The sequence below is a fragment of the Phormidium sp. FACHB-592 genome (genome assembly GCF_014695795.1).
Lineage (GTDB): Bacteria > Cyanobacteriota > Cyanobacteriia > Leptolyngbyales > Leptolyngbyaceae > Stenomitos.
Genome location: NZ_JACJOZ010000089.1, coordinates 1 through 19893, shown reverse-complemented (window position 1 = coordinate 19893; position 19893 = coordinate 1). Strand labels below are relative to the sequence as shown.

General features: G+C 48.7%; 22 protein-coding genes and 1 pseudogene. 9 read left to right on the top strand and 14 right to left on the bottom strand.

Annotated features, from left to right (window positions below; translation table 11 throughout):
• Positions 1-299: 299 nt before the first annotated feature.
• The 4 genes from H6F86_RS24905 to H6F86_RS24890 form a co-directional block, all read right to left on the bottom strand.
• A complete protein-coding gene (locus H6F86_RS24905) occupies positions 300-932 on the bottom strand; it encodes a M23 family metallopeptidase (protein ID WP_190452371.1) in 633 nt (210 codons plus the stop codon).
• A gap of 317 nt (positions 933-1249) precedes the next feature.
• Positions 1250-1468, bottom strand: coding sequence for a hypothetical protein (locus H6F86_RS24900; protein WP_190452369.1), 219 nt, complete (start codon positions 1466-1468; stop codon positions 1250-1252).
• 68 nt (positions 1469-1536) lie between these two features.
• Complete coding sequence (locus H6F86_RS24895) at positions 1537-1815, bottom strand: Uma2 family endonuclease (protein ID WP_347241082.1); 279 nt, start codon at positions 1813-1815, stop codon at positions 1537-1539.
• Between the two features lie 264 nt (positions 1816-2079).
• Entirely contained in the window at positions 2080-2616 is a 537-nt protein-coding gene (locus H6F86_RS24890; protein ID WP_190452367.1) for a hypothetical protein, read from the bottom strand.
• 180 nt (positions 2617-2796) lie between these two features.
• On the opposite strand from H6F86_RS24890, the gene H6F86_RS24885 reads away from it, so the two are divergent.
• A complete protein-coding gene (locus tag H6F86_RS24885) occupies positions 2797-3051 on the top strand; it encodes a hypothetical protein (RefSeq protein WP_190452365.1) in 255 nt (84 codons plus the stop codon).
• A gap of 289 nt (positions 3052-3340) precedes the next feature.
• On the opposite strand, the gene H6F86_RS24880 is transcribed toward H6F86_RS24885, so the two are convergent.
• Positions 3341-4213 carry an MBL fold metallo-hydrolase gene (locus H6F86_RS24880; protein WP_190452363.1) on the bottom strand — a complete coding sequence of 291 codons (873 nt, stop codon included), beginning with the start codon at positions 4211-4213 and terminating at the stop codon, positions 3341-3343.
• 522 nt (positions 4214-4735) lie between these two features.
• Between H6F86_RS24880 and H6F86_RS24875 the strand changes: the two genes are divergently transcribed.
• Both H6F86_RS24875 and H6F86_RS24870 read left to right on the top strand, forming a co-directional pair.
• Positions 4736-5506 (top strand): lipase family protein, encoded by a 771-nt coding sequence (locus tag H6F86_RS24875; protein ID WP_190452362.1) that lies wholly within the window; start codon positions 4736-4738, stop codon positions 5504-5506.
• A gap of 37 nt (positions 5507-5543) precedes the next feature.
• Complete coding sequence (locus H6F86_RS24870) at positions 5544-6389, top strand: DUF3883 domain-containing protein (RefSeq protein WP_190452359.1); 846 nt, start codon at positions 5544-5546, stop codon at positions 6387-6389.
• A 255-nt stretch (positions 6390-6644) separates the two neighbouring features.
• On the opposite strand, the gene H6F86_RS24865 is transcribed toward H6F86_RS24870, so the two are convergent.
• Positions 6645-7565, bottom strand: a complete 921-nt coding sequence (locus H6F86_RS24865) for a LysR substrate-binding domain-containing protein (protein WP_190452357.1) — start codon at positions 7563-7565, stop codon at positions 6645-6647.
• Positions 7566-7925: 360 nt separating this feature from the next.
• Here H6F86_RS24865 and H6F86_RS24860 point away from each other — a divergent pair, with 360 nt between their 5' ends.
• The 5 genes from H6F86_RS24860 to H6F86_RS24840 all read left to right on the top strand — a co-directional run bounded on the left by H6F86_RS24860 (position 7926) and on the right by H6F86_RS24840 (position 11881).
• Positions 7926-9419 carry an APC family permease gene (locus H6F86_RS24860; protein ID WP_190452355.1) on the top strand — a complete coding sequence of 498 codons (1494 nt, stop codon included), beginning with the start codon at positions 7926-7928 and terminating at the stop codon, positions 9417-9419.
• 14 nt (positions 9420-9433) lie between these two features.
• On the top strand, positions 9434-10180 hold the full coding sequence (locus tag H6F86_RS24855) for a cadmium resistance transporter (RefSeq protein WP_190452353.1): 747 nt from the start codon (positions 9434-9436) through the stop codon (positions 10178-10180).
• A gap of 230 nt (positions 10181-10410) precedes the next feature.
• On the top strand, positions 10411-10575 hold the full coding sequence (locus H6F86_RS32490) for a hypothetical protein (RefSeq protein ID WP_242033680.1): 165 nt from the start codon (positions 10411-10413) through the stop codon (positions 10573-10575).
• 121 nt (positions 10576-10696) lie between these two features.
• Positions 10697-11329, top strand: coding sequence for a hypothetical protein (locus H6F86_RS24845; protein ID WP_190452352.1), 633 nt, complete (start codon positions 10697-10699; stop codon positions 11327-11329).
• A gap of 138 nt (positions 11330-11467) precedes the next feature.
• Positions 11468-11881 (top strand): DUF202 domain-containing protein, encoded by a 414-nt coding sequence (locus H6F86_RS24840; protein WP_190452546.1) that lies wholly within the window; start codon positions 11468-11470, stop codon positions 11879-11881.
• Here the strand turns inward: H6F86_RS24840 and H6F86_RS24835 are convergent.
• From H6F86_RS24835 to tnpA, 7 genes and pseudogenes are all read right to left on the bottom strand, one after another.
• Positions 11840-12583, bottom strand: a complete 744-nt coding sequence (locus tag H6F86_RS24835; RefSeq protein ID WP_190452349.1) for a phosphatase PAP2 family protein — start codon at positions 12581-12583, stop codon at positions 11840-11842. The two genes, H6F86_RS24840 and H6F86_RS24835, sit on opposite strands and share 42 nt — an antisense overlap.
• A 3-nt stretch (positions 12584-12586) precedes the next feature.
• Positions 12587-13384: a TSUP family transporter gene (locus H6F86_RS24830; protein ID WP_190452347.1), complete on the bottom strand. Its 798-nt coding sequence runs from the start codon at positions 13382-13384 to the stop codon at positions 12587-12589.
• Between the two features lie 2 nt (positions 13385-13386).
• Positions 13387-13893, bottom strand: coding sequence for a hypothetical protein (locus H6F86_RS24825; protein WP_190452345.1), 507 nt, complete (start codon positions 13891-13893; stop codon positions 13387-13389).
• 175 nt (positions 13894-14068) lie between these two features.
• A complete protein-coding gene (locus tag H6F86_RS24820) occupies positions 14069-14584 on the bottom strand; it encodes an Rrf2 family transcriptional regulator (protein ID WP_190452343.1) in 516 nt (171 codons plus the stop codon).
• 359 nt (positions 14585-14943) lie between these two features.
• Positions 14944-15294 carry an ATP-binding cassette domain-containing protein gene (locus H6F86_RS32485; RefSeq protein ID WP_190452341.1) on the bottom strand — a complete coding sequence of 117 codons (351 nt, stop codon included), beginning with the start codon at positions 15292-15294 and terminating at the stop codon, positions 14944-14946.
• Between the two features lie 347 nt (positions 15295-15641).
• Entirely contained in the window at positions 15642-16502 is an 861-nt protein-coding gene (locus H6F86_RS24810) for a prohibitin family protein (protein ID WP_190452333.1), read from the bottom strand.
• Between the two features lie 297 nt (positions 16503-16799).
• Positions 16800-17103: pseudogene (gene tnpA / locus H6F86_RS32480) on the bottom strand (IS200/IS605 family transposase); the annotation flags it as partial.
• A 551-nt stretch (positions 17104-17654) separates the two neighbouring features.
• On the opposite strand from tnpA, the gene H6F86_RS24800 reads away from it, so the two are divergent.
• The gene (locus H6F86_RS24800) at positions 17655-18860 is read left to right on the top strand and encodes a threonine synthase (RefSeq protein WP_199305481.1); all 1206 of its coding nucleotides are present in this window, start codon (positions 17655-17657) and stop codon (positions 18858-18860) included.
• A gap of 397 nt (positions 18861-19257) precedes the next feature.
• Here H6F86_RS24800 and H6F86_RS24795 read toward each other — a convergent pair.
• On the bottom strand, positions 19258-19893 hold a 636-nt coding region (locus tag H6F86_RS24795), incomplete at its 5' end, for a transposase (RefSeq protein WP_190452331.1).

The following is a 19893-nucleotide window of genomic DNA, read 5'->3' as shown; positions in this document are numbered from 1 at the left end:
AACCTGGTCGCTAAGTGGTGCTTAATTTAGCCCTCCTACTTAGAACAATTCCGAACGCCGCTAAGGCAGGGTTACAAAGACAGTTTCCGACTTTGCAAGCTTCTGGCAAACCCGCCACAGTAGGGTGTTATGCAATAAGTTTGATGATACGATCAGCAACGGCATAATGGCGTTTATAGGCATTGCTAAACTGGTTCTATCGCAAAAATTGTTGAAGAACAAGCAATTTGGCAAGGGCAGTGCAGAAAGACCGAAGAGTAAAGACGCAGCACTAGCGTTAGCGTGCCAGCAAAACACAGTTAGTTTTGAGTCTGAGACGGCAACTCAAAACTCAGCGCCACAGACTCAGACGGTGGTTCTGGTGGTGACACCGTGACAGCAACTGCCACAGGTTGCAAAGGCGGCGGCGTCGCGTGAACAAAAGCCTCAACCGCTCTCAGTTGAGACCCGGCATCAACGGCAACCCACTGCCCCTCAGAGAAGCGGCGTAATTCAAAATGCAAGTGAGGACCCGTCGAGTTACCAGTGCTGCCTACACGCCCGATCGTGTCCTTCGCCCGCACTACCTGCCCTTCGGTTACTAGTAGCTCTGACAAATGCGCGTACAGCGTCTTATATTTTTCGTCAGGGTAACTCACAATCGCAGTCTTACCGTAGCCACCTTTCCACCCTGCAAAGACGACTGTACCAGAGTGTGCCGACTGAACGACAGCACCATGAGCTGCCGCTAAGTCAACGCCAGAGTGAAGACGCTGCTCACCTGTGATTGGGTGTGTTCGCCAACCGAACGGCGACGAAAACGGCACGACTTCTGCCAATGGGTAGTAAAAGCTTTTGTCTGCTGGGTCAAGTCGGAACGCCCAAGCAGGCAGCGAAGCCAAAACAGTAGCGGCAGTCAAAAGGACAGAAAACCCAACAAAGTCACAGGGCATAGATCCAGCCTCCGGTTGGGAAAGCCTTGGGAATGAGTGCAATTGTACTACAAACTGAGGTGATAATTGAGGGGCGAGACCAATCCCCTTCACCCTGCTTCCTCGCGTTCGTTAAGGGAACTAACAAAGAGGAACCCATGTCGCTTGCACTGCAAAGCCAAACAGTCAACAAGTTGACTTCGCTTTAACCACTTGAGAAATTGCTGCCCTAGCGATCGCTAGTAGTCTTGGTTCGGGAGCAGCCTTTCTGTTTTGTCTTTGTCGGTGGAAGAAGCCCAAAACTTAATTGGTTTAGTTTGACCTTGCTCTTGTACTCTTCAAACAGCTTCACTTAGAACAGCTTCACTTAGAGCCTTTGACATTGCTTCACCCGTAAACTCAGCCATTTCAGCTACCACCTCTTTAGAAAGGCGACTGGACACAAAAAACGTTTCGCCTATAGCCGCTGTCTTAAGCTCAAGCCTAAACTGAGCATCAACAATGCCAAAAAGAGGTACAGCCAGCGTGAGCGGTATTGTTTCAAGTGCATAAAGCAAATTCTTTGCTGCTAACCTAAAGCCCAGCCAAAGCAGCCAAACACCTTAAGCCTAAAATCAGCACTTCGTTACTTTTGGCGTGGCTGCAAGGCTGCAAGAATGTCGTCAACCGACAAGCTCAAGTTTGGAAACACCTGTGATCGTACTGGCTCAGCACCACGAAACTGCATGAACTGATACTCGCCACCAATCAACTGGTACACCGTGATTAACGGCTGCTTTGGAGAATCGATGTGGTGATTGGCTCCGAGCACGAGATAATCGACAATCCAGTATTCAGCGATGCCCATTTCTTCGTAATCTGGCAACTTGCGCTCATAGTCGTCACGCCAATTGCTGCTGGTGATCTCGATGACGAGTTAGGTGGAGATTCCCTTGGAGACAGTTGATTCCTTCTGCCAACGAGGGTCCTCGTCAATCGTGCGCTCGTCTAGCACCACCAAATCTGGCAAGTAACCCGCTTTGTCAGGCTCCGGCTTGACATAGCAGGTCTAAAGGAGGAAGAAAGGTAGGTCTTGCTCCTTCAAACCTGCCCACAACCGCACATCAAAAGAAACCCCCGACCAAGCGATCGGGGGTAAGGGATCTGAAGGGTTATGTTGATGATGCGTTTAAGGGTATTGACCAGCCGTGCCATCTTCGTTGCGCCACTGCGTTAAAGCAACACGAAAATCAGGACGATGATCTGGATCACCTGGTATAGCTACCTCAAAATCGGCGTAGCCTCCCGGTGGCACCGCTGACTGTTTAGTCCGCATCGATTCCACCAGTTTTTTTGATCCAACATCAATGGAAACGGTGACTCTCAGGTCACGAATAGACTGCTTTGTCTGATTTTGCACCTTGCCAGAAAGCGTCCAACCATTATCGCCACGACCTTTGATCTCGCGTGCTGTCTCAGCCACCTGCCCACCTTTAGCAGCTTGCTTCTGAGGCTTCAGGGCGGTCTGTCGAACGATCGGATCACTAGCGACATTGATGGCTGTTGGCTTACCAGTACATAAAGCCGTCAGGTTAACTATGCGCCCCGACTGAGTTTGCACATAGCAGGGGTAATCCGGTTCAGTCGGTCGGCTAGAAGCCCCCGAAGTTGACAGAGAGAGTGCAGTAGTAACAACTGAGACAACAGCCCAACGAAGAAGGTTCATGGTTTGACCGGGTAAGTGCTGTTTCAAGCGTTCCCGGTGTAGAGAGAAAAATCTCAACGTTGTTATAAAGAGTTCACCAAGACGGTGATACCAAAGTCAAAAGTTGGAAGCGATCGCCCCTAAAAGACCCTCAACCGAGCGACGAAAGCGCAAAGTACGGAGCGACGCTGGCAGCAATTTATGGACGATTGCCGCATGAGCGTGATGGCAATTTACGGACCCTTGGTGCTGGCGACTCTGAGTGGATGGAAGCAACCGCGATTGTATTTAGCCTTAGATACGACGGTTTTGTGGAATCGCTTTTGCATGATTCACCTGTCGGTAGTGTGCTGTGGACGGGCGGTTCCCTTGTTGTGGCGAGTCCTTGAACATAACAGTGTCACCGTTGCCTTTAAAGCGTTGCTGCTCCGTTTTGCCCTTACACAACGAGTTTGATAACGTTCCTTTGCCACACAAGAAACCAAGGGGTAAGGCATTGAGTGAACAACAGAAGCAGGAGCGCCGAGGGTTCAGTCATTAACGAGTGGTAGGTGAACATGCCCATGCTGGTAGAACGCGCTATCGTGCCGTAGCAGATGTCTACCGAAAGCGTGTACCTAATTTCGATGACCGCTTAATACTTAATGCAGTCGGTTTATGGAACTTCTATCTTCATGCAGCCTAACTTGGGGGGACAGCAGAAAACCTCGTTCTTAAAATCAGGTTATTTCTCAACAAACCTAATCTACTGAGTTTCCATCCAGGTCAGGCATTTTTGCATTTGCTCTGCCATGGTTGAGCGATCGCTATGGTAGCGACGACCATGTCCTGGCAACACCCACTCAAACGAATAATCTGCCAGCCGTTTCATTGAGCGGGTGAGTTCCGCCCAAGAATACCAGCAGGCTCTGCGAAAGGCATACAGGTGATGCAGCTCGTCTGACCAGGCAAGGTGATCGCCGGTAAACAAAATCGTGTTGTTATAAAGTAATACCGTATGCCCTTTGGTGTGACCGGGAACAGGAAGAATCAACAGATCAGGTTCTAGCTCAAAGGGTTCTAAGCCTGATAGTTGAATTTCAACATCCTGGGTGGAATGGTTAATTTCATCTTGGTGAAGGATACGATCGCAACCAAAGTGCTGGTGAAATTTTTGATGGTCTGCCACATCATCTCGGTGAGTCAAATAGAGATAACGAATGCCGCCCATCGCCTCCAGTCGTTTCACTAGCGGGGGTGCAAAGCGAGGTGAATCAACCAGCACATTTCCTTCGGGCCGTTGAATCAAATAGCTAGCCGCTCCATAGGAATTTTCGGCGTGATAGCCGCAGTGATACACAGTTTCTGTAATGGGAATCGGCAAGCTGTGGTGAACCTGCTTTATATCTTGCGGCTTTTCGATCGTACCAATGGATGCCGTTGGGCAAGCCAATAACGCTTGCATTGCCCGCAGACGTTCTGCTGCATTAGTTGGTTGATGGTGCACAGCAGACTGATCACCTGCCGCATGAAACGTTTCTGGAGCCATCCATCGACAGGTATCACAGTCAATGCAAGTGGAATCAACGTAGAAGTCACCACTCACATTTTCGGAGCGGCGTTGAGTGAGGTGTGCCATAAAACAAAGTGTCGTGATTACCTCCAGGCTACACATCGACGCTCATTTTGTGGCAATGCTTCTCACAAGTTTGGCTAGTAGTTCGGGCTCTTTAAGGAGTTGAGCTATAGATAGGTAAAAAGTGCTAAAGCCTAATAAGTAGAAGGGTTAAATTAAGCACTACTAAATTAAGCACTACTTAGAGATAGAGACTGGGTTTCGACTGCGCTCAACCCTTTGGCATACAGGAATAAGAGCCTTGAGACTTCGGCGTGAGCTTTCGACCTGAACGCCGTTCGGCTTGAGCGCTTAGGCTTCGACGTTGAGCTTAGCCGCAACGTCGAATACGAAGTCAAAAGGTAGTTTATAAAGAATTATGCTCAGCTACTTATTGAACGCTTTTTTTACCCACTTTTAGCGTCAGGACAGTCTAAAATGCGGCTACTTAGTGAAGAGTAAACTAGCTGAGTCGTACAAACTTGTATTGTTTTCTAGTTACTTGTGCTGCGCTAAGGTCGGTTTACTAGGTAAAGAGGATTTGTAATGGTGAACTACTCTCAGGCGGTCAAATGTGCCCTTCTTTCGCAGGAAATCTATCAGGATTTCTCTCAGCTTCGATTTAGTGAGTTTCCTAACCTGACTCCAGACTTGATTGACCAAACGAGTACTGATACGCAATGTGCGCTCTTGTCGGATGTCTCAGGTGCCATCTACATCGTATTCCGTGGCAGTGAAAAGCGTCTGGACTGGAGCACTAGCTTTAACTTTGAGCAAGAAATGGTTGAGTTTCAGCAAACAGTAGTTCAGGAACAGATTGTGCAGGAGCGAGAGCAAGTCTACCCCTATCAAGGTGAAAGCCAATCTGGTGCGAAAATGCACCGGGGGTTTGTCGCAGCTTACTTGTCAGTCCGAGAGCAAATTCACAACTATTTAAGGAGCCGTGCTGCTACAAGTGTGACAGTTACAGGTCATAGTCTGGGCGGAGCCTTAGCAACCCTGTGTGCCGTTGATGTGCAGTACAACTTTTCAAGTAAGTTTGCGATCGACATCTACACGTTTGGTGCGCCGAGAGTTGGCAATCAGGGGTTTAGAGAGTCCTTTAACCGTCGTGTTCCCGCTAGCTATCGCTTTGTTTATGGGATGGATCTGGTGCCTGCTTTGCCAAGACCCTGGCAGGGCTATAGTCATGTGGATCAAGAATATAGATTTGGTCCTCGTTTTAGTCTGAAATTTTTCTCTCAACGCTTTGAAGACCATAAGATTGCAAACTATATTACTGCGCTGAAGACTCTGGCAGCGACGCAGGGCAGTTAATTGAAGTTTCAACTTCTCGACTGGAAGGAAAAATGACGTGCCAAGTGAATGGTCACCAGCGGAAGTCGAGGCTGTTGTTGCAGATTACTTCACCATGCTCTCCCTGGAATTACGACGGGAGCCTTACAACAAAGCTGCACATCGACGAGACCTTATCCAACTTCTTAAGGGGCGATCGGAAGGAGCCATTGAGCGAAAGCACCAAAATATCAGTGCCATTCTGATGAAGTTTGGTTATCCCTACATCTTTGGCTACAAGCCGTTGGGCAATTATCAATCTCTACTTTATGAGGTTGGCGTCGATCGCATCAGTTCAGATTCAAGCTTTAGCGTAATTGTGCAGCAGGTAGTGGAAGAACCTGCCAACATCCCGACTGTCAAGGATTTACTGTCTCGGCTTGATTCGCCTCCTGAACCATACACTCCTGCGCCAACCGTAGAGCGATCGAAACCGTTGCGTCGTGTCCGTCGTGCCATCAATTATCTGGAACGAGAAGCCCGTAATGCCTCCCTTGGCAGGGCTGATGAAGAATTTGTGCTTAATTTTGAGCGAGCGCGGCTCATTCGATTAGGACAAGAAAGCCTTGCAGACCGAGTAGAACACATTGCTGTGACCGAGGGCAATGGGGCTGGTTTTGATGTTCGATCGTTTGAAGCGAATGGGAGCGATCGCTTCATCGAAGTCAAGACAACCGCTTACGGTAAGCAAGTTCCATTCTTCGTTTCCCAGAATGAGGTAACGGTCTCCCAGAATTACAGCGATCATTACCATCTATACCGTGTGTTTCGATTCCGGGATGATCCACGGCTATTCACACTCACAGGCGCATTGAGTCACATTTGCAACCTGAGTCCAATACAATTTGTTGCTCGGATTGCGTAGGCGATCGTCTTCCTTCTTCCATCTATTCAGTTGTTCATCATGTTAGGGGTGCCTAGCGGGACTCGTTCGCAAAGCGTCTCCGAATGGAGAAACCTGTTAATGACCAGCTACCCTTCGGGAACGCTTCGCGAACACAGGCTGGTGTCTTGACCTTACACATCTATGCATTGGTCGCAGTCGCGAGACTTGAACTCGCAATGACCAAGTTATAAAGCTTGGGGTGCCATTAAGCTACGCGTGATGAGCTGCCAGCGCTTAGACAGACGTTAAGATTTGCTCGAAGGCGATCGCTAGTTTGGTTTGAAACCGTTGCTGGTGCTTAATTTTCCAAATAGGCTGCACAATTTCGAGCAGGGTGCCGATGCCTTTACGGCTCCTGGTAATCTCGATCGCGCGGAGGGTTAGTAGTTGTAATTCCTTTTGAATCATGAGTTCAGGCAGTGCGGCAGCACCCACCCCTGTTTCCACGATCGCTTTAACCATCTCACTACTACTCAAGATTAAAACGATCGGCAATTGATCGCTATCAATGCCCCAGTTCTGCAACGCTTGCTCAAACATTTGTTGAGCCCCTGACCCAGATTCACGCATCACCCAACCTGTTTCCATCAGTTCTTGTACTGAAATGCGCGCGCGGTTGTACCAGGGATGGGTTTTGCCGACAACCACTTGTAGCCGTTCATGCCCAACGACAGTTTGTTCTAAAACACTTTTGAGCGCTGGTTTCACATCACCAGTGACAACGCCCAGATCAAATAAGCCCGTAGCGGTGCCTTCGCAGATTTCTTCAGCGTTTGCCAAGGGACAGTTGACTGAGATGCCAGGATATTTATGTTTGAAATGGCTAATTTTTGCGGGTAGCCAGTAGTTCCCGATCGTCAAGCTTGCCCCTAAACGCAGTTCACCGCGCTGCAAATTGTTCAACTCCCGTAAGCCCCGTTCGGTCAGCGCTACTTGCTCCAAGATTTTTTGGGCTTCAAGCTGTAGCAGGATGCCCGCTTCTGTAATCTCAATCCGACGACCGACGCGGTGAAAGAGTTTGACGCTGTATTCTGTTTCCAGGCTTTGAATAGCGGCGCTGACAGCAGGTTGGGTGACATAAAGTATTTCAGCCGCACGTGTGAAGTGTAACTGTTCAGCAACTGCCAAAAAAATGCGTAATTGTTCTAGTGTCATCAGAGCATTTTAAGGGCTGGCAAAAGCGATCGTTTCATCAATACCTGACGCTTTTATAACCCTCAGAAAGCGATAGTTTTGTGCGGGTTACCTCCATCGCTTCATTAACCATCTTAATGGGATCATTGTAGGCTAGTCTTCCTGTGCCATGCTGGCTGTAGGCACCCGCAATTCAAGTTTGCCTTTTAATCATGCATAACCTGGCTTTATGCATAAACAAGCAAAGAACATTTGATTCTATTGATATAGCTCTCTACATTGAGACTATGCTTTTTGCATGGAAACCTTGCTGAAGCAAACCCCACATTCCAGGTTGGTGCAGTGGCATCGATTGGAGTTTCTAGGCTTGGAAATTTGCACATGATGAGTGAAGTTCAATTGAGTCAAAGTGTTCATGGTTTAAGACCAAATTATCTGTCTTCGGGAGAAGTGTTGGCGCAGTCGTTTGCTGTGATCGCGCCTATCACCATACCCGCATCCAATTTGGGCTTGATTGTAGCGCTGGCTGGTAATGGTGCCTGGCTGAGCTTTGTGATTGGGTTGGTGGGACTAGTGTTTGTTAGTCTCAACATCAATCAATTTGCGAGTCGCTCTGCCTCACCTGGTTCGCTTTATACCTACATTGTGAAAGGGCTGGGACCGACCGCCGGTGTAGTTTGTGGCTGGAGCTTAGTACTGGCATATTTATTTACTGGGATGTCGGTGCTCTGTGGGTTTGCTAACTTTGGCGGCGTGTTATTGGGGCATTGGGGCATTCATCCCTCTAGCCTGACACTCTTGGCGATCGGTGCTGGTATTGCCTGGTACGCTGCTTACCGCGATGTACAGCTTTCAGCCGTTGCCATGCTGTGGCTAGAAGGCATTTCTCTTGCGTTGATCACGGTTTTAGCGATGATCATTTGGGCGCATCACGGCTTTGCATTGGATGTGCCTCAGCTCACGCTGCAAGGTGTGACACCAGGAAATGTGGCAATGGGCTTAGTGCTGGTCATGTTTGGCTTTTCAGGCTTTGAAAGTGCAACTTCGTTGGGTGATGAAGCACGCAAACCTTTAAAGACGATTCCTAGAGCGGTGATGGGCAGTGTGGTGCTGGCGGGTTTATTCTTTATCTTCACCACCTATGTGGAAGTATTGGGCTTTAGCGGTACGGGCATATCGATCGCCAACACAGAAGAACCGTTAGGCTTTCTTTCGCAGCAAGCGGGCGTGGGTTTTCTAGGTGAGTTGATTGCCGTTGGAGCGCTGTTTAGCTTCTTTGCCTGCGTGTTGGGCAGCATTAATCCGGCAGCGAGAGTTTTCTTTACAATGGCGCGTCACGGGTTGTTCCCAGCCTCTCTAGGTACAGCTCATGCAGACAACCGCACTCCCCATATTGCTGTCACGTTGTGTTCGTTGCTGATGTTTTTGGTGCCTGCGTCATTGTCTCTGTTTCACATCAAGCTGTTTGACTGTATGGGCTATTTGGGCGCGATGTGCAGCTATGGTTTTTTGACGGTGTATACGCTGATTTCGATCGCTGCACCTGTTTATCTGTACCGCTGTCATCAATTACGAGTGCGCGATGTCTTGATTGCAGTGGTCGCAGTGGGCTTCATGCTCATTCCTATTTTGGGTAGCGTGGGTCTTCCCGGTAGCACCTTGTTTCCCATACCGGCAGCGCCCTATGATGCCTTCCCCTACTTGTTCTTGTTGTACCTGACGGTGACCTGTGGCTGGTTTGTCATGCAGCGGCTGCGATCGCCTGCCATTGTGCGCTCAATGCAACGCGGTATGGAAGAGATTCACGTAAGATTTGCTGCCCCCGACCCCGTTACCATTCCATCTGCTTCTGATGAATCGTCATTCCTTCAATAGGGAGAACAACCGCCATGAATGAGCTTTTAGCAGCAATAACAACGGGGCTGACTGCATTTACAGCTACCAACCTGGACGATATTTTGATTCTGCTGTTGTTCTTCTCACAAGTGAATACCGTGTTTCGACGACGACATGTCGTAGCGGGTCAGTATCTCGGCTTTGCTGCTCTAGTTGTAGTCAGCCTACCTGGTTTTTTTAGTGGTCTGCTGTTGCCGCGTCCGTGGATTGGTATGTTGGGCATTGTCCCGATCGCGATCGGCATCAGCCGTTTACTGCAAACAGAGAGTGAGGCTGCCGAGACAGAAACGTCGCCTTCAGCTACACCGTCTACCTGGCTCACGATGCTGTCACCCCAGGCTTACAGCGTTGCAGCCGTCACGTTTGCTAATGGTGGCGATAACATCGGCATCTATATGCCCTTGTTTGCCAATAGCCCCTGGGAAAGCCTCGTCGTGATTCTGAGTGTCTTCTTTGGGTTGATCGGTGTGTGGTGTGGTGCTGCCTACCAGTTGATGAAGGTGCCAGCGATCGCTGAAATGCTGACGCGGTATGGCAATCAACTCGTGCCGTATGTTCTCATTGGTCTAGGTGTGTTGATTTTGCTTGATAGCCACACCCTCGAAAATCGTGGGCTAGTCGTTCTCACACTCCTGATCAGCGGCACCTTTACGCTCAATCTGCTCCGCAAACTGGAACAGGTGTCAGTGGCAAAGCTTTACTCCACTTCTAAGGCTGTGTCCAAGATGGAGAAGAATTAGAAGAGTTTCTTAGCATAGTGCCATGAATTGGTTGACACAAGCCATTGTTACTGGGGTGACAGCGTTTGCCGCAACCAACATTGATGACATCGTGATTTGAATGCTCTTCTTTGCTCAAGTCAATGCCACGTTTCGACCAAAGCCTATTTTTATGATGCGGCACCTCGGATCCACGGCTTTGTTTGTCCTGAGTCTGCCAGGTTTGGGCGTTATTCTAAGCTTTTTTTGTCATGGTCAGTGTCTGTTGTTTGACCCCGTATCAACTCACTCGACAACCCATGATCGCTCAAGGTCTCACCCGTCGCAGCGGTACGATCGTTCCCTTTGTGTTAATCGGCTTAGGCGTTTTTATTTTGATTGATAGTGAGACGTATTGGCTTTTGCCAGAGTTTTGAGAGAGCAGCCACCAGCCAGGAGGAGGGAACAAAGAAAAAAAGAACGAATGACGAATCACGCACCACGCGTTTTTGACACAAAAATCAGTCCCACTTTCACGCTTTATTAAGGAAAACAACCATGAAACGATTCAAACTCGCCCTCATTGCTCTAGTGATGCTCATTAATTTTGTCGTTGTGCAGCCATCCTGGGCAGACCCAGTTAAATTAACGGAAACCCCTGACTATACAGATGTGACTCAGGCGATCGACAAGCTGCTCAAAATCAAACAAGATCCCAATCAAACTGCTTGGAAACCGGCAGCACTCGAACAACAATTGGGTGAGTTGAACTTGCAAAAGTACATTTTGGAATCGGCAACCGAATGGGGACAGTGCCGCAACGAAACAGGTAAAACGTTAGCGGTCTACGTACATAAAGGTAAAAAAGCCGATCAACCCAACACGCTTTACTATTTAGGTAATGGTCAGGTGACCGACGATGATTTCAGTTGTGACGGTGTGTATCTGCCCACAGGCGCTAAAGTCGATGGTTTTGGTACAACAGAAGCACCCGCACTCACTGCACCACTGGCTTTCAAGGTGGTGGGTGGCACTCAACTCGTGGCAAAAGCAAACCCTGATACTGACACGATCACCTTTAATGTGAAGCCTGCCAAAGTATTTAAGGTGGGTGAAGGCACCTGGTCCATTCCTAACCTGACTCAAGCCGATGTCGAAGCTGCGAAACCCAATGCCCCGATCGAAGATTAACTACTTACAGCAAGTGGGTTTCTGACGCTTTCGCTTCAGTCTAAACGCACCGCTTGCGTCAAGAAGCCCACTTCTGCCCAGACACCAACCATTCCGCTTTTACCTGAGATCCTGTTGATGCAACTGTTCCTTAAACCGATGAACGCAAACGCCGAAAAAACAGAGCTTGCTAGAAAACGCAATCCCAACCGTGTTCGCGATCATCTCGCTAACGAGCGTACCTATCTAGCCTGGATGCGAAGCGCGATCGCCCTGATGGGTTTTGGCGTGCTGATTGTGCGGCTACGAATTTTGCGTCCCCCAATCGCGCCACAGCCGCCCGGTAATGGATGGAAACTGGGCTTGGCTTTCTCCATTGTTGGCTTATTGATGGTGCTACTGTCTACTCAACATTACTTTAGTGTTCGCAACGATATTGATGACGACACTTATGAGCCTGGCGATCGCTGGGTCTTGCTAGCCAGCATGGCAGTGCTCATTCTGGGCTTAGGCGTCGTGTACTACGTGTTTTCAATTCCCTTCGATACGCTCGGCACTGTCCTCGTTGAGTAAGGTTTTGGATGTCATCAAGCGCGGTTTAAGCACAAAGCTAGTAGCGATCGCCCAGGCAATGGCAATAAGCCAGCCCGCCAAAATATCACTGGGGTAATGGACGCCCAAATACAACCGCGTCCAGCCAATGGTCAGCACAAAGAGACTGCCGAGCGCTACAACCGCACCACACCAACGGCTACCCCACGTCAGAATGATCAGCACTGCCACGAACTCCATACTTGACATGGCATGACCGCTGGGAAACGAAAAGTCCTGAGGTAAATACGTCTTTTCCCACAGATGCGGTCGGACGCGGTGTAACCACACTTTTGCGTTTGTGTTAATCAAGGCACAGCCCGGAAGTGTGATGAGAAGATACAGCAACGATCGCCACTGCCGCCGGACAAACAGCAGCAGCATGATGGCAACTGTTGCCGGAAACACACCCCAACGCGTGCCCAACTTAGTGAAGAACGTGGCAAACTGATCGAGGGGTGCTTGAGCGTTCGCGTGAATAGCGATTAAAAGTGAGCGATCCCAGTGGAACCCATTATCTTGTGACCAGACCTGCACTGCCAGCACCGCAAAAATCTGGAGTGGTAGATAAACCCCGATCAGCAGCAGCAACAGCGATCGCCAATGTCTATTAAACCACTGCTTGAGAAACGTGCCAAAGGACTGCAACTTCGCCCATGTTTGAGCTTGCTTGGACTGCTCCATTGTTCACACCGAATGCGCCAACTTCCAACTCACCCCGACAAGAATCACATAAATCATAAACCGCAGCGCTTTCTGCGGTGCCAACTGGCAAAGTTTTGCACCCAGTAAGACACCCGGTACCGAGCCTGCCCAGATCGGTAAAACCAAACTCCAGTCAACCGTGCCTAAGGTCAAATGCCCAACAGCAGTAAAGCTCAGTAGAATCGCCGCCTGCACAATATCGGTGCCGACTAGCTTGCGTGCATCAAGCTGAAAAAACGCAATCAGCACTAGCGCAAACATGGAGCCGGATGAAACACTTGTCAGCCCCACAATGCACCCTAAAATTGCGCCAATCACGATCGTCAAAAGTCGTCCCCACCCTGTTTCCAGATCAAGTTTTGGCAGCACTGGTACTGTAAGCGTTGGCACAAACGAGAATAGCAGTAGCTGCAACAGCGCCAAGAGCGTCACGCCTAAAATGGTGTAACCAATGAGGTGCAGCAGCAATGCGTCTAGATTAAGGTCATGAGAGCGCCGCATCAGATGCAAAAGACCCACACCCGCTAACGAACCGGGCACGCTACCCAGCGCTAGCCACTTCGCTATAGTGCGGTCTAGTGTTTGCTGTTGCCAGTGCTGCCAGCCTCCTACCACTTTCATCAAGGTCGCCGCTACTACATCAGAACTGATGGCGATCGATGCGGGCACTTGAAAGACAAAGATCAACATCGGTGTAATCAACGATGCGCCGCCAATGCCAGTTAAACCTACAACAATGCCCACGGCAAAGCTGAGAAACGAAAGCAATAAATAGTCCACACTTACCGCCCGATCGCTGTAAGGGGCAGTTGTAAACCAAGATGCAAGGGGTTTGTCGCGAAGGGCAGAGGCACCTCAACGAACTTAAACTGCGCCAATACCACGATCGCTAGCGTAAAAACGGTCGAAGCGCACACACCGATCAGCAACTCTTTCTTGCGATCGCGTTCATGCATCTCAGCTTGAAACACATCTACCGCACCCGCTTGCATGAGGAAGATGCCAACTAGGTTAGAAAGCCAATAACCTACAACCATCCCCGGCAGCAGCCAATCAGCCACAAGTAACTGGCAAAGCAAGCCAAACCCGTAGGCGATGGGCAGATTAAAGATGAGATCATTCCACCAGCACAGCGGCGATAGTAACCACCCCACCCCAAACAAGAAACCGCCCCGTAGTTTTTTGGCTGTCAGTCCTCGTAGCAGCGTTAGCACTGACCAATTGCTTGGTTGCGGAGCACCTGGTTCTAGTGCCGCCAGCGTTTCATGCCTCTCGTTCAAATCCACCATGTTAAATACGGTATCTCGACGAATTTTCCGTATTTTATCATCCTTAAGGATCAACAGCTTCCTTCTGTCGAGGGAAAGCTTTCAAGACACTCTCTGTAGTGCGGTCGCCAGCCAAAAGCAGCGTCAGTCTCGAAAGCCAGCCTCTAGCCAGTAACTTTGAGCAAGTGTGACTGGTTTAGATGTAGTACATAGGGCTTTTTTGACGGCGCTCGCTCAACTGCTGGCACAAATCTTGCAGCGTACAGTTGCCCAAAAAGGTTTGAGAAACCGTATTCGCCTGTTGCCAGAAAGCATAAATGGTTTCACGCTCTGACGTTGAAGCAGGCGTCTGCTCGCGCACCTTTCGCGCACCATCTATCAACGCCAGTACTTCTAGTAAACTAATTTGCCAGGGTTCACGAGCAAGTACATAGCCCCCCCGTGAACCACGCTGACTTTGCACCATACCACCGCGCCGTAAGATGGTGAGAATATGTTCCAAGTAACGATCGGGAATGCCGTGTTTAGCCGTAATACCGCCGATCGTCAGCGGTGGTTGTTTCTCAGTCTGGGTTGCTAATTCTAAAAGCGCGATGAGTGCGTACTCCATTTTGGAGGACAAATCCAACGGATCGTAGTCTGGTGGGTTTGGTGTTTTTGAAGTGCGCCGACCGTTTGCACGATTAAGCGCTTGTTTCACTGGTTCAACCATGTTGCTATGTCAGATAGTAGCGATGTGAGGTGTTTTAACCAAGCACTTTCAGTGCTTGACGGCTGTCTACTGTTTCACGCCTGCGTTGGGCTCAGCGTTCTCTAAGCGGCAGTTCAACGAGTAGAAGATAATGCAAGCCGCTGTCTGTCTGGCGAAAACACCAGCGCAGTCGTCTTGAGGAACAAGCATTGAGCCAATGCCAGTCTTGAAAAGGGGGTGGGCTGTGCCTCAGCGAAGCCATAGCCAATGGTGATGAACTGTACAGCGCACATCTTCAACTCACTTGGGTTCCGCTCTGCTCAAGAGCACTGAGACGCTGCCACAAAGATCGATATCACAACAATTAGTCACCCTTTAGTTCAAGGCATAGCTAGGGCTAGGAAAGGTTTTAACTTTTTGGGTTTGACAAAGACCGTTTGATAACGCTCTAGCTCAAGTTGCTTGAAGTCCTTAAACAAGGCATGATGCTGAAACACAAAACCAATGCTTCGATCTTGTACCGATCGATCTGTAGCATTCTCGCTTGTTAGCCAAATCTCGCCCTGATCGGGTCGCTCCAGGCCAGCAATCATTCGTAGTGAGGTCAATTTACCAGATCCAGAAGGACCTAGTAGCGCCACTAATGAACCCATCTTAATTTCCAGGCTAACGTCGTCAACGGCATGGAACGAGCCGAAAGACTTGGAAATGCTCTGCACCGAAATGCCCACGCGAGCCCTCCTAAAAACCAGTACGTTCTTTATACTACGAATCACCTACCAAGATATAGTACATTAAGAGGAGTTTTTGTACACACTGTAACAAGGAGACAACGAGTGCTCAATCATGGCAGGTTTAGGACCGCTTCACGCTGCTTTGACCCAACGCTTTGCTTGAGGATCTACTCCACGACGTAAGCAGTGCAAGGTTTAAGTATTGAAGCTGTTAACGCATGAACAACACGAGTGATCGAGTCTAGGCGCACGATCGCATTTACAACGGTTGCCTGCTCATCAATCGTCCCTTATGTTCTGTTGCAAAACCGCTTTGATGAAAGCTTTTCTAGCTAATGCAACGATCACTTCTGGCTAGACTTCACCAAATCATCCAATCCCAACTCTAATAATTTTGCTGTTTCATCACCCACAATCAGCGGCAGTTTACCATCCCACCGTTCGACTGCTTGCTTCTTTAACAATTCAGGCGTTAAGGTCTCACGGATTAGCCGCTGTGCTTCAGCTTCTCCCTTCGCCAAATTGACCCTTGCTTCTGCCTGCCTGACCGCCTTACGTGCAATAAATTCCGCTCGTTTCGCTTCCTGCTCGGCAACCTGTTTTGCTTCTACAGCATCACTAAACCGCTCTGAGAAGTGTGCATGTACGAGCGAAATGTCATCAACCGCAATGTAATAGCTTGCCAAGCGCTCAGTTAAAGCATGATCAAGACCAGCTTTTACTTCCCCACGCCGTGTAATAATTTCTTCAGCCGTATATTGCGCCATGACAGCTTTCAACACTTCCTCAACGGCTGGATTAATAATGCTATTGGTAATGACTAAGGCATTACCAACCCGTTGAAAAATAATGTTGACCTTCTCTGGAATGAGATGCCAGTTAAGTGCCACATCAGCATAGACATCTTGAAGGTCTTTTGAGGATGCTTCGGCAGAAATTTCCTGATTCTGAACGCGTACACTTACTGGTTCAACGGTCTGCACGATCGGGATGAGTAGATGCAATCCCTCTCCTAATATTTGCTCCTGCACCTCACCAAATTTCATCAGAATGCCTCGTTCTCCGGCGTTGATAACCACAAAGAAAGTAGACAAAATAGCTAATGCCAGCAGCAGCGTGACTATTTTAATGACGACATGAATGTCATTTCTCGTTTTTTGGGTTGATTCTAAATCTTTAATCTCATTAGTCGATTCTAAATTCATATAGATCGTAGTTATTTAAGATCAGCGTAGAGAAGCAGCCAATCACGGCACTAATTTTAGGTTAGGTTGTAATCGATACTGCTAGCGAAAGTATGATAACTGCCTTTAAGAGCGTATTACAATATTAGCTCAATCGGGACTTCGGAGCGTTACAGGAGAAAGTTTTCAATTGTTGTCGAATCTTCAATGGTTTTCGAATAGTAAAGAGGTGAATGTGCGTAACCCTTTTGTATAATTGCTACGCTTATCTTAATCTTATTCATAAGTGTCATCTTTTGCGGCTTTATCTTATTGAGGCTTATCCCAATATTGCTTCTCTAAATCTGGAAACTCTTGCAACAACCTGGACGTTCGTCCTTTAAGGCGCTTCGCCATGTCACTGATTGACTTGGAAGGAGGATACTCAATGTACACGGACCTGATCCTTACTTACTGTCCCTTTAAGAAGTTTGATGCCCTCTGCATCACAAATCTGAATAATCAACTCTCGAAACCGCTTTTGAATCTTGCCTTTAAGCACGTGTTAGCGATATTTCGTTACCCAAATAAGCTGGACGGTCAAGCAGCTAATCGTGTGGCTCCTTTTACGTTGTTCTGCCATGACGTTTTTCGTCAAAGCTATCATCTACTGGACAGCGTCAACCTCTGCTCAGATGTGTGTCGCTGTTAAAGCATCTTACTAAAGGGGGAGTTTTTGACTAACGGGCTGAGACAACAAATTAGGGTTAGTTTGGTGAGTTAAGTATATGAATACCCAATTGTAAAGGCGACAAACTATTTGACCAGAACGGCAGCTTGTTTGTTATCAATTCAATTCTTTCTACACCGTCTGTTGAAGCAATTTCTATAGCCCCATGTCAGAAACGCTAAAAATGAAGTGTCTTTCTAGTAATGATTTCAGGCGTGAAAAACTAGACTTCTAATTTGTCGCTGCGGTCAGCTAATTGGTTGCTCTACATAAGTGGGTTGAATTGAGTTCATGAGTGCACTACTTGTACTAAAAAACTGTTTGATGCCGTTGTAAACGCGCTCGTTCTTATGTTCTATTTGTGCTGTACTTGCTATGATTTCACTCTATGGGCTGCAAACAATAGCAGTAAATAGTCTTTTTTATTAGGACGATAAATTAAAGCAATCAATTATCAGAATGCTGTGTTTTTAGTCCGCAAACACTACTTAAGTGGCATTAGCATTATGTATGTAACCCATCTCTACTGCTCATCTTGTAATAGCCACTATGCGCCGCGTCGGCTCCATAATCTATGTAACTGTGGCAAACCGTTGCTGGTTGCTTATGATCTCGATCGCGCCGCTACAACGTTGACTCAGGAAGCATTGCGCGATCGCTCCCCGACGCTATGGCGCTATGCCGAAGTTTTACCCGTCAACGATCCCGCTCATTGTGTGACGTTGGGAGAGGGTATGACACCACTATTGAAAGCTGATCGCTTGGGTCAATCTTTAGGATTGCAACATCTTTACATTAAAGACGAAGCGCAAAATCCCACCGCCTCCTTTAAAGCGCGAGGTATGACAGTCGCCGTTTCTATGGCGAAAGAACTGGGTGTGAAAACGCTAGCCGTACCTTCAGCAGGCAATGCTGCCGGGGCACTTACTGCCTACGCTGCTAAAGCTGGACTGGAGGTGTACATTTTCATGCCGCAAGATACTCCCAAAGCAAACATCATCGAATGTCAACAAATGGGTGCTCATGTGACTTTAGTGGATGGTTTGATTACCGATTGTGGAAAGATTGTGGCAGAGCGCAAAGCCGCCGAAGGCTGGTTTGATGTTTCAACGCTAAAGGAGCCGTACCGGGTTGAAGGCAAGAAAACAATGGGTTATGAGTTGGCGGAACAGTTGGGCTGGGAGCTACCCGATGTCATTCTTTATCCGACTGGTGGTGGAACGGGTTTAATTGGGATGTGGAAAGCCTTTGATGAAATGGAACGTCTGGGATGGATTGGGAGTCAACGCCCCCGGATGATCAGTGTGCAAGCGGCGGGTTGTGCGCCGATCGCTCAAGCTTTTGAGTCTGGTTTGACAACAGGAGTTGAAATCATCAATGCCCGCACGATCGCATCCGGACTGCGAGTACCAAAGGCGATCGGAGATTTTATGATGTTAGCGATTTTGCGCCAGAGTGGTGGCACTGCCATTGCTGTAACCGATGAAGCGCTGCTAGCAGGTGTGAAGCTCATCGGAGCCACTGAGGGAATCTTTGCCGCTCCTGAAGGGGGTGCTTGCATCCCTGCGATTACGCATTTAATCGAGCAGGAGAAGCTCGATCGGGACGAGCGCATTGTTTTATTCAACACAGGCTCAGGGCTGAAATACCTGGAGGCATTTAGTGATTAAAGAGTTACCAGATTCCCAGCTTCTTTGCTCAAAACCTAGTTGGCTCGTAAGCGAACGATCTGTTCCGTAAGGGGAGTACCGCTGACCTTATCTTTGGGCAGCCGCAGCTTCACATCAATACAGAATGGACGCACGTTTGACCCCAGGCAACCGCACGCTGTATTAGGTAGAGGGCTTCCTCAATTTCAAGCTTACTGACAACATCAGCGTCACCCCTGGTTTGTTTGCCATTTTCAACGCTGGAGAGTTGAGCAACAGTGCTACAGTCTTGCCTGTCATTCGTACACCTTAACGTTTTAACATCAGCCTGATGGGGCATACCGCTAAGTGCAGGCAGGAAACGGGGGTACGCCTTTGTATAGCAATGGTTGCTGTTGGCGAATGTGCTACATCTGTTTCATGCAGGAGCCAAGGCCGCAAACCGTGACACCCGAAGTTTCGGTAATGGTTCTGCCTTCAGCCAAGCAACAATCCGAGCTAAATTCATGGCTAAGGCAGTCAAGATATGCTGGAGATGAGTCTTAGCAAGGCCGACATAGCGCGTTTGTCTCAACCCCAGAACTTGGATGCCTGTGGCAAGTGTGCCCTCAATCCCAGCACGTTTGTCATACTGCTTCTTCCACTTCTTGGTCTGCTGCTGTCGCCGGATTGCTGCCAAAGCTTTGTGCTCTTGCTGGGGACGAATCATCAAATGGCGAGGCGCACTTTCGCAGCGTGTACATAAGGCTCGCTGAGCACATTGGTGACAGTCCTTGGTTGCGAACTTGACGTGGAAGACCTGTCTGTCTGCCATATCCTTGCCCTCTGACCAACTCCGACTCTTTTTGCCCTGTGGGCAAGTCACTTTTTGGGCTTTCCAGTTAATGCGGAATTTGCTTAAGTCATAGCTGCCATCAACATTCGCCTGCCAACTGACATTCGGACGCATCGGTCCAATGAGCGTAAGGCCATAACGCGGCTCCGAATGCAGCAGGAGTGGAGAGTCTACATAGGCTGTATCAACCAGATGCTCTGCTGGTAGTAACCCTTTAGC

Coding starts and splice junctions, on each gene's coding strand:
- H6F86_RS24905 (WP_190452371.1), bottom strand. CDS start 932: ATGCCCTGTGACTTTGTTGGGTTTTCTGTCCTTTTGACTGCCGCTACT.
- H6F86_RS24890 (WP_190452367.1), bottom strand. CDS start 2,616: ATGAACCTTCTTCGTTGGGCTGTTGTCTCAGTTGTTACTACTGCACTC.
- H6F86_RS24885 (WP_190452365.1), top strand. CDS start 2,797: ATGGACGATTGCCGCATGAGCGTGATGGCAATTTACGGACCCTTGGTG.
- H6F86_RS24880 (WP_190452363.1), bottom strand. CDS start 4,213: ATGGCACACCTCACTCAACGCCGCTCCGAAAATGTGAGTGGTGACTTC.
- H6F86_RS24875 (WP_190452362.1), top strand. CDS start 4,736: ATGGTGAACTACTCTCAGGCGGTCAAATGTGCCCTTCTTTCGCAGGAA.
- H6F86_RS24865 (WP_190452357.1), bottom strand. CDS start 7,565: ATGACACTAGAACAATTACGCATTTTTTTGGCAGTTGCTGAACAGTTA.
- H6F86_RS24860 (WP_190452355.1), top strand. CDS start 7,926: ATGATGAGTGAAGTTCAATTGAGTCAAAGTGTTCATGGTTTAAGACCA.
- H6F86_RS24855 (WP_190452353.1), top strand. CDS start 9,434: ATGAATGAGCTTTTAGCAGCAATAACAACGGGGCTGACTGCATTTACA.
- H6F86_RS32490 (WP_242033680.1), top strand. CDS start 10,411: ATGGTCAGTGTCTGTTGTTTGACCCCGTATCAACTCACTCGACAACCC.
- H6F86_RS24845 (WP_190452352.1), top strand. CDS start 10,697: ATGAAACGATTCAAACTCGCCCTCATTGCTCTAGTGATGCTCATTAAT.
- H6F86_RS24840 (WP_190452546.1), top strand. CDS start 11,468: ATGAACGCAAACGCCGAAAAAACAGAGCTTGCTAGAAAACGCAATCCC.
- H6F86_RS24835 (WP_190452349.1), bottom strand. CDS start 12,583: ATGGAGCAGTCCAAGCAAGCTCAAACATGGGCGAAGTTGCAGTCCTTT.
- H6F86_RS24825 (WP_190452345.1), bottom strand. CDS start 13,893: ATGGTGGATTTGAACGAGAGGCATGAAACGCTGGCGGCACTAGAACCA.
- H6F86_RS24820 (WP_190452343.1), bottom strand. CDS start 14,584: ATGGTTGAACCAGTGAAACAAGCGCTTAATCGTGCAAACGGTCGGCGC.
- H6F86_RS24810 (WP_190452333.1), bottom strand. CDS start 16,502: ATGAATTTAGAATCGACTAATGAGATTAAAGATTTAGAATCAACCCAA.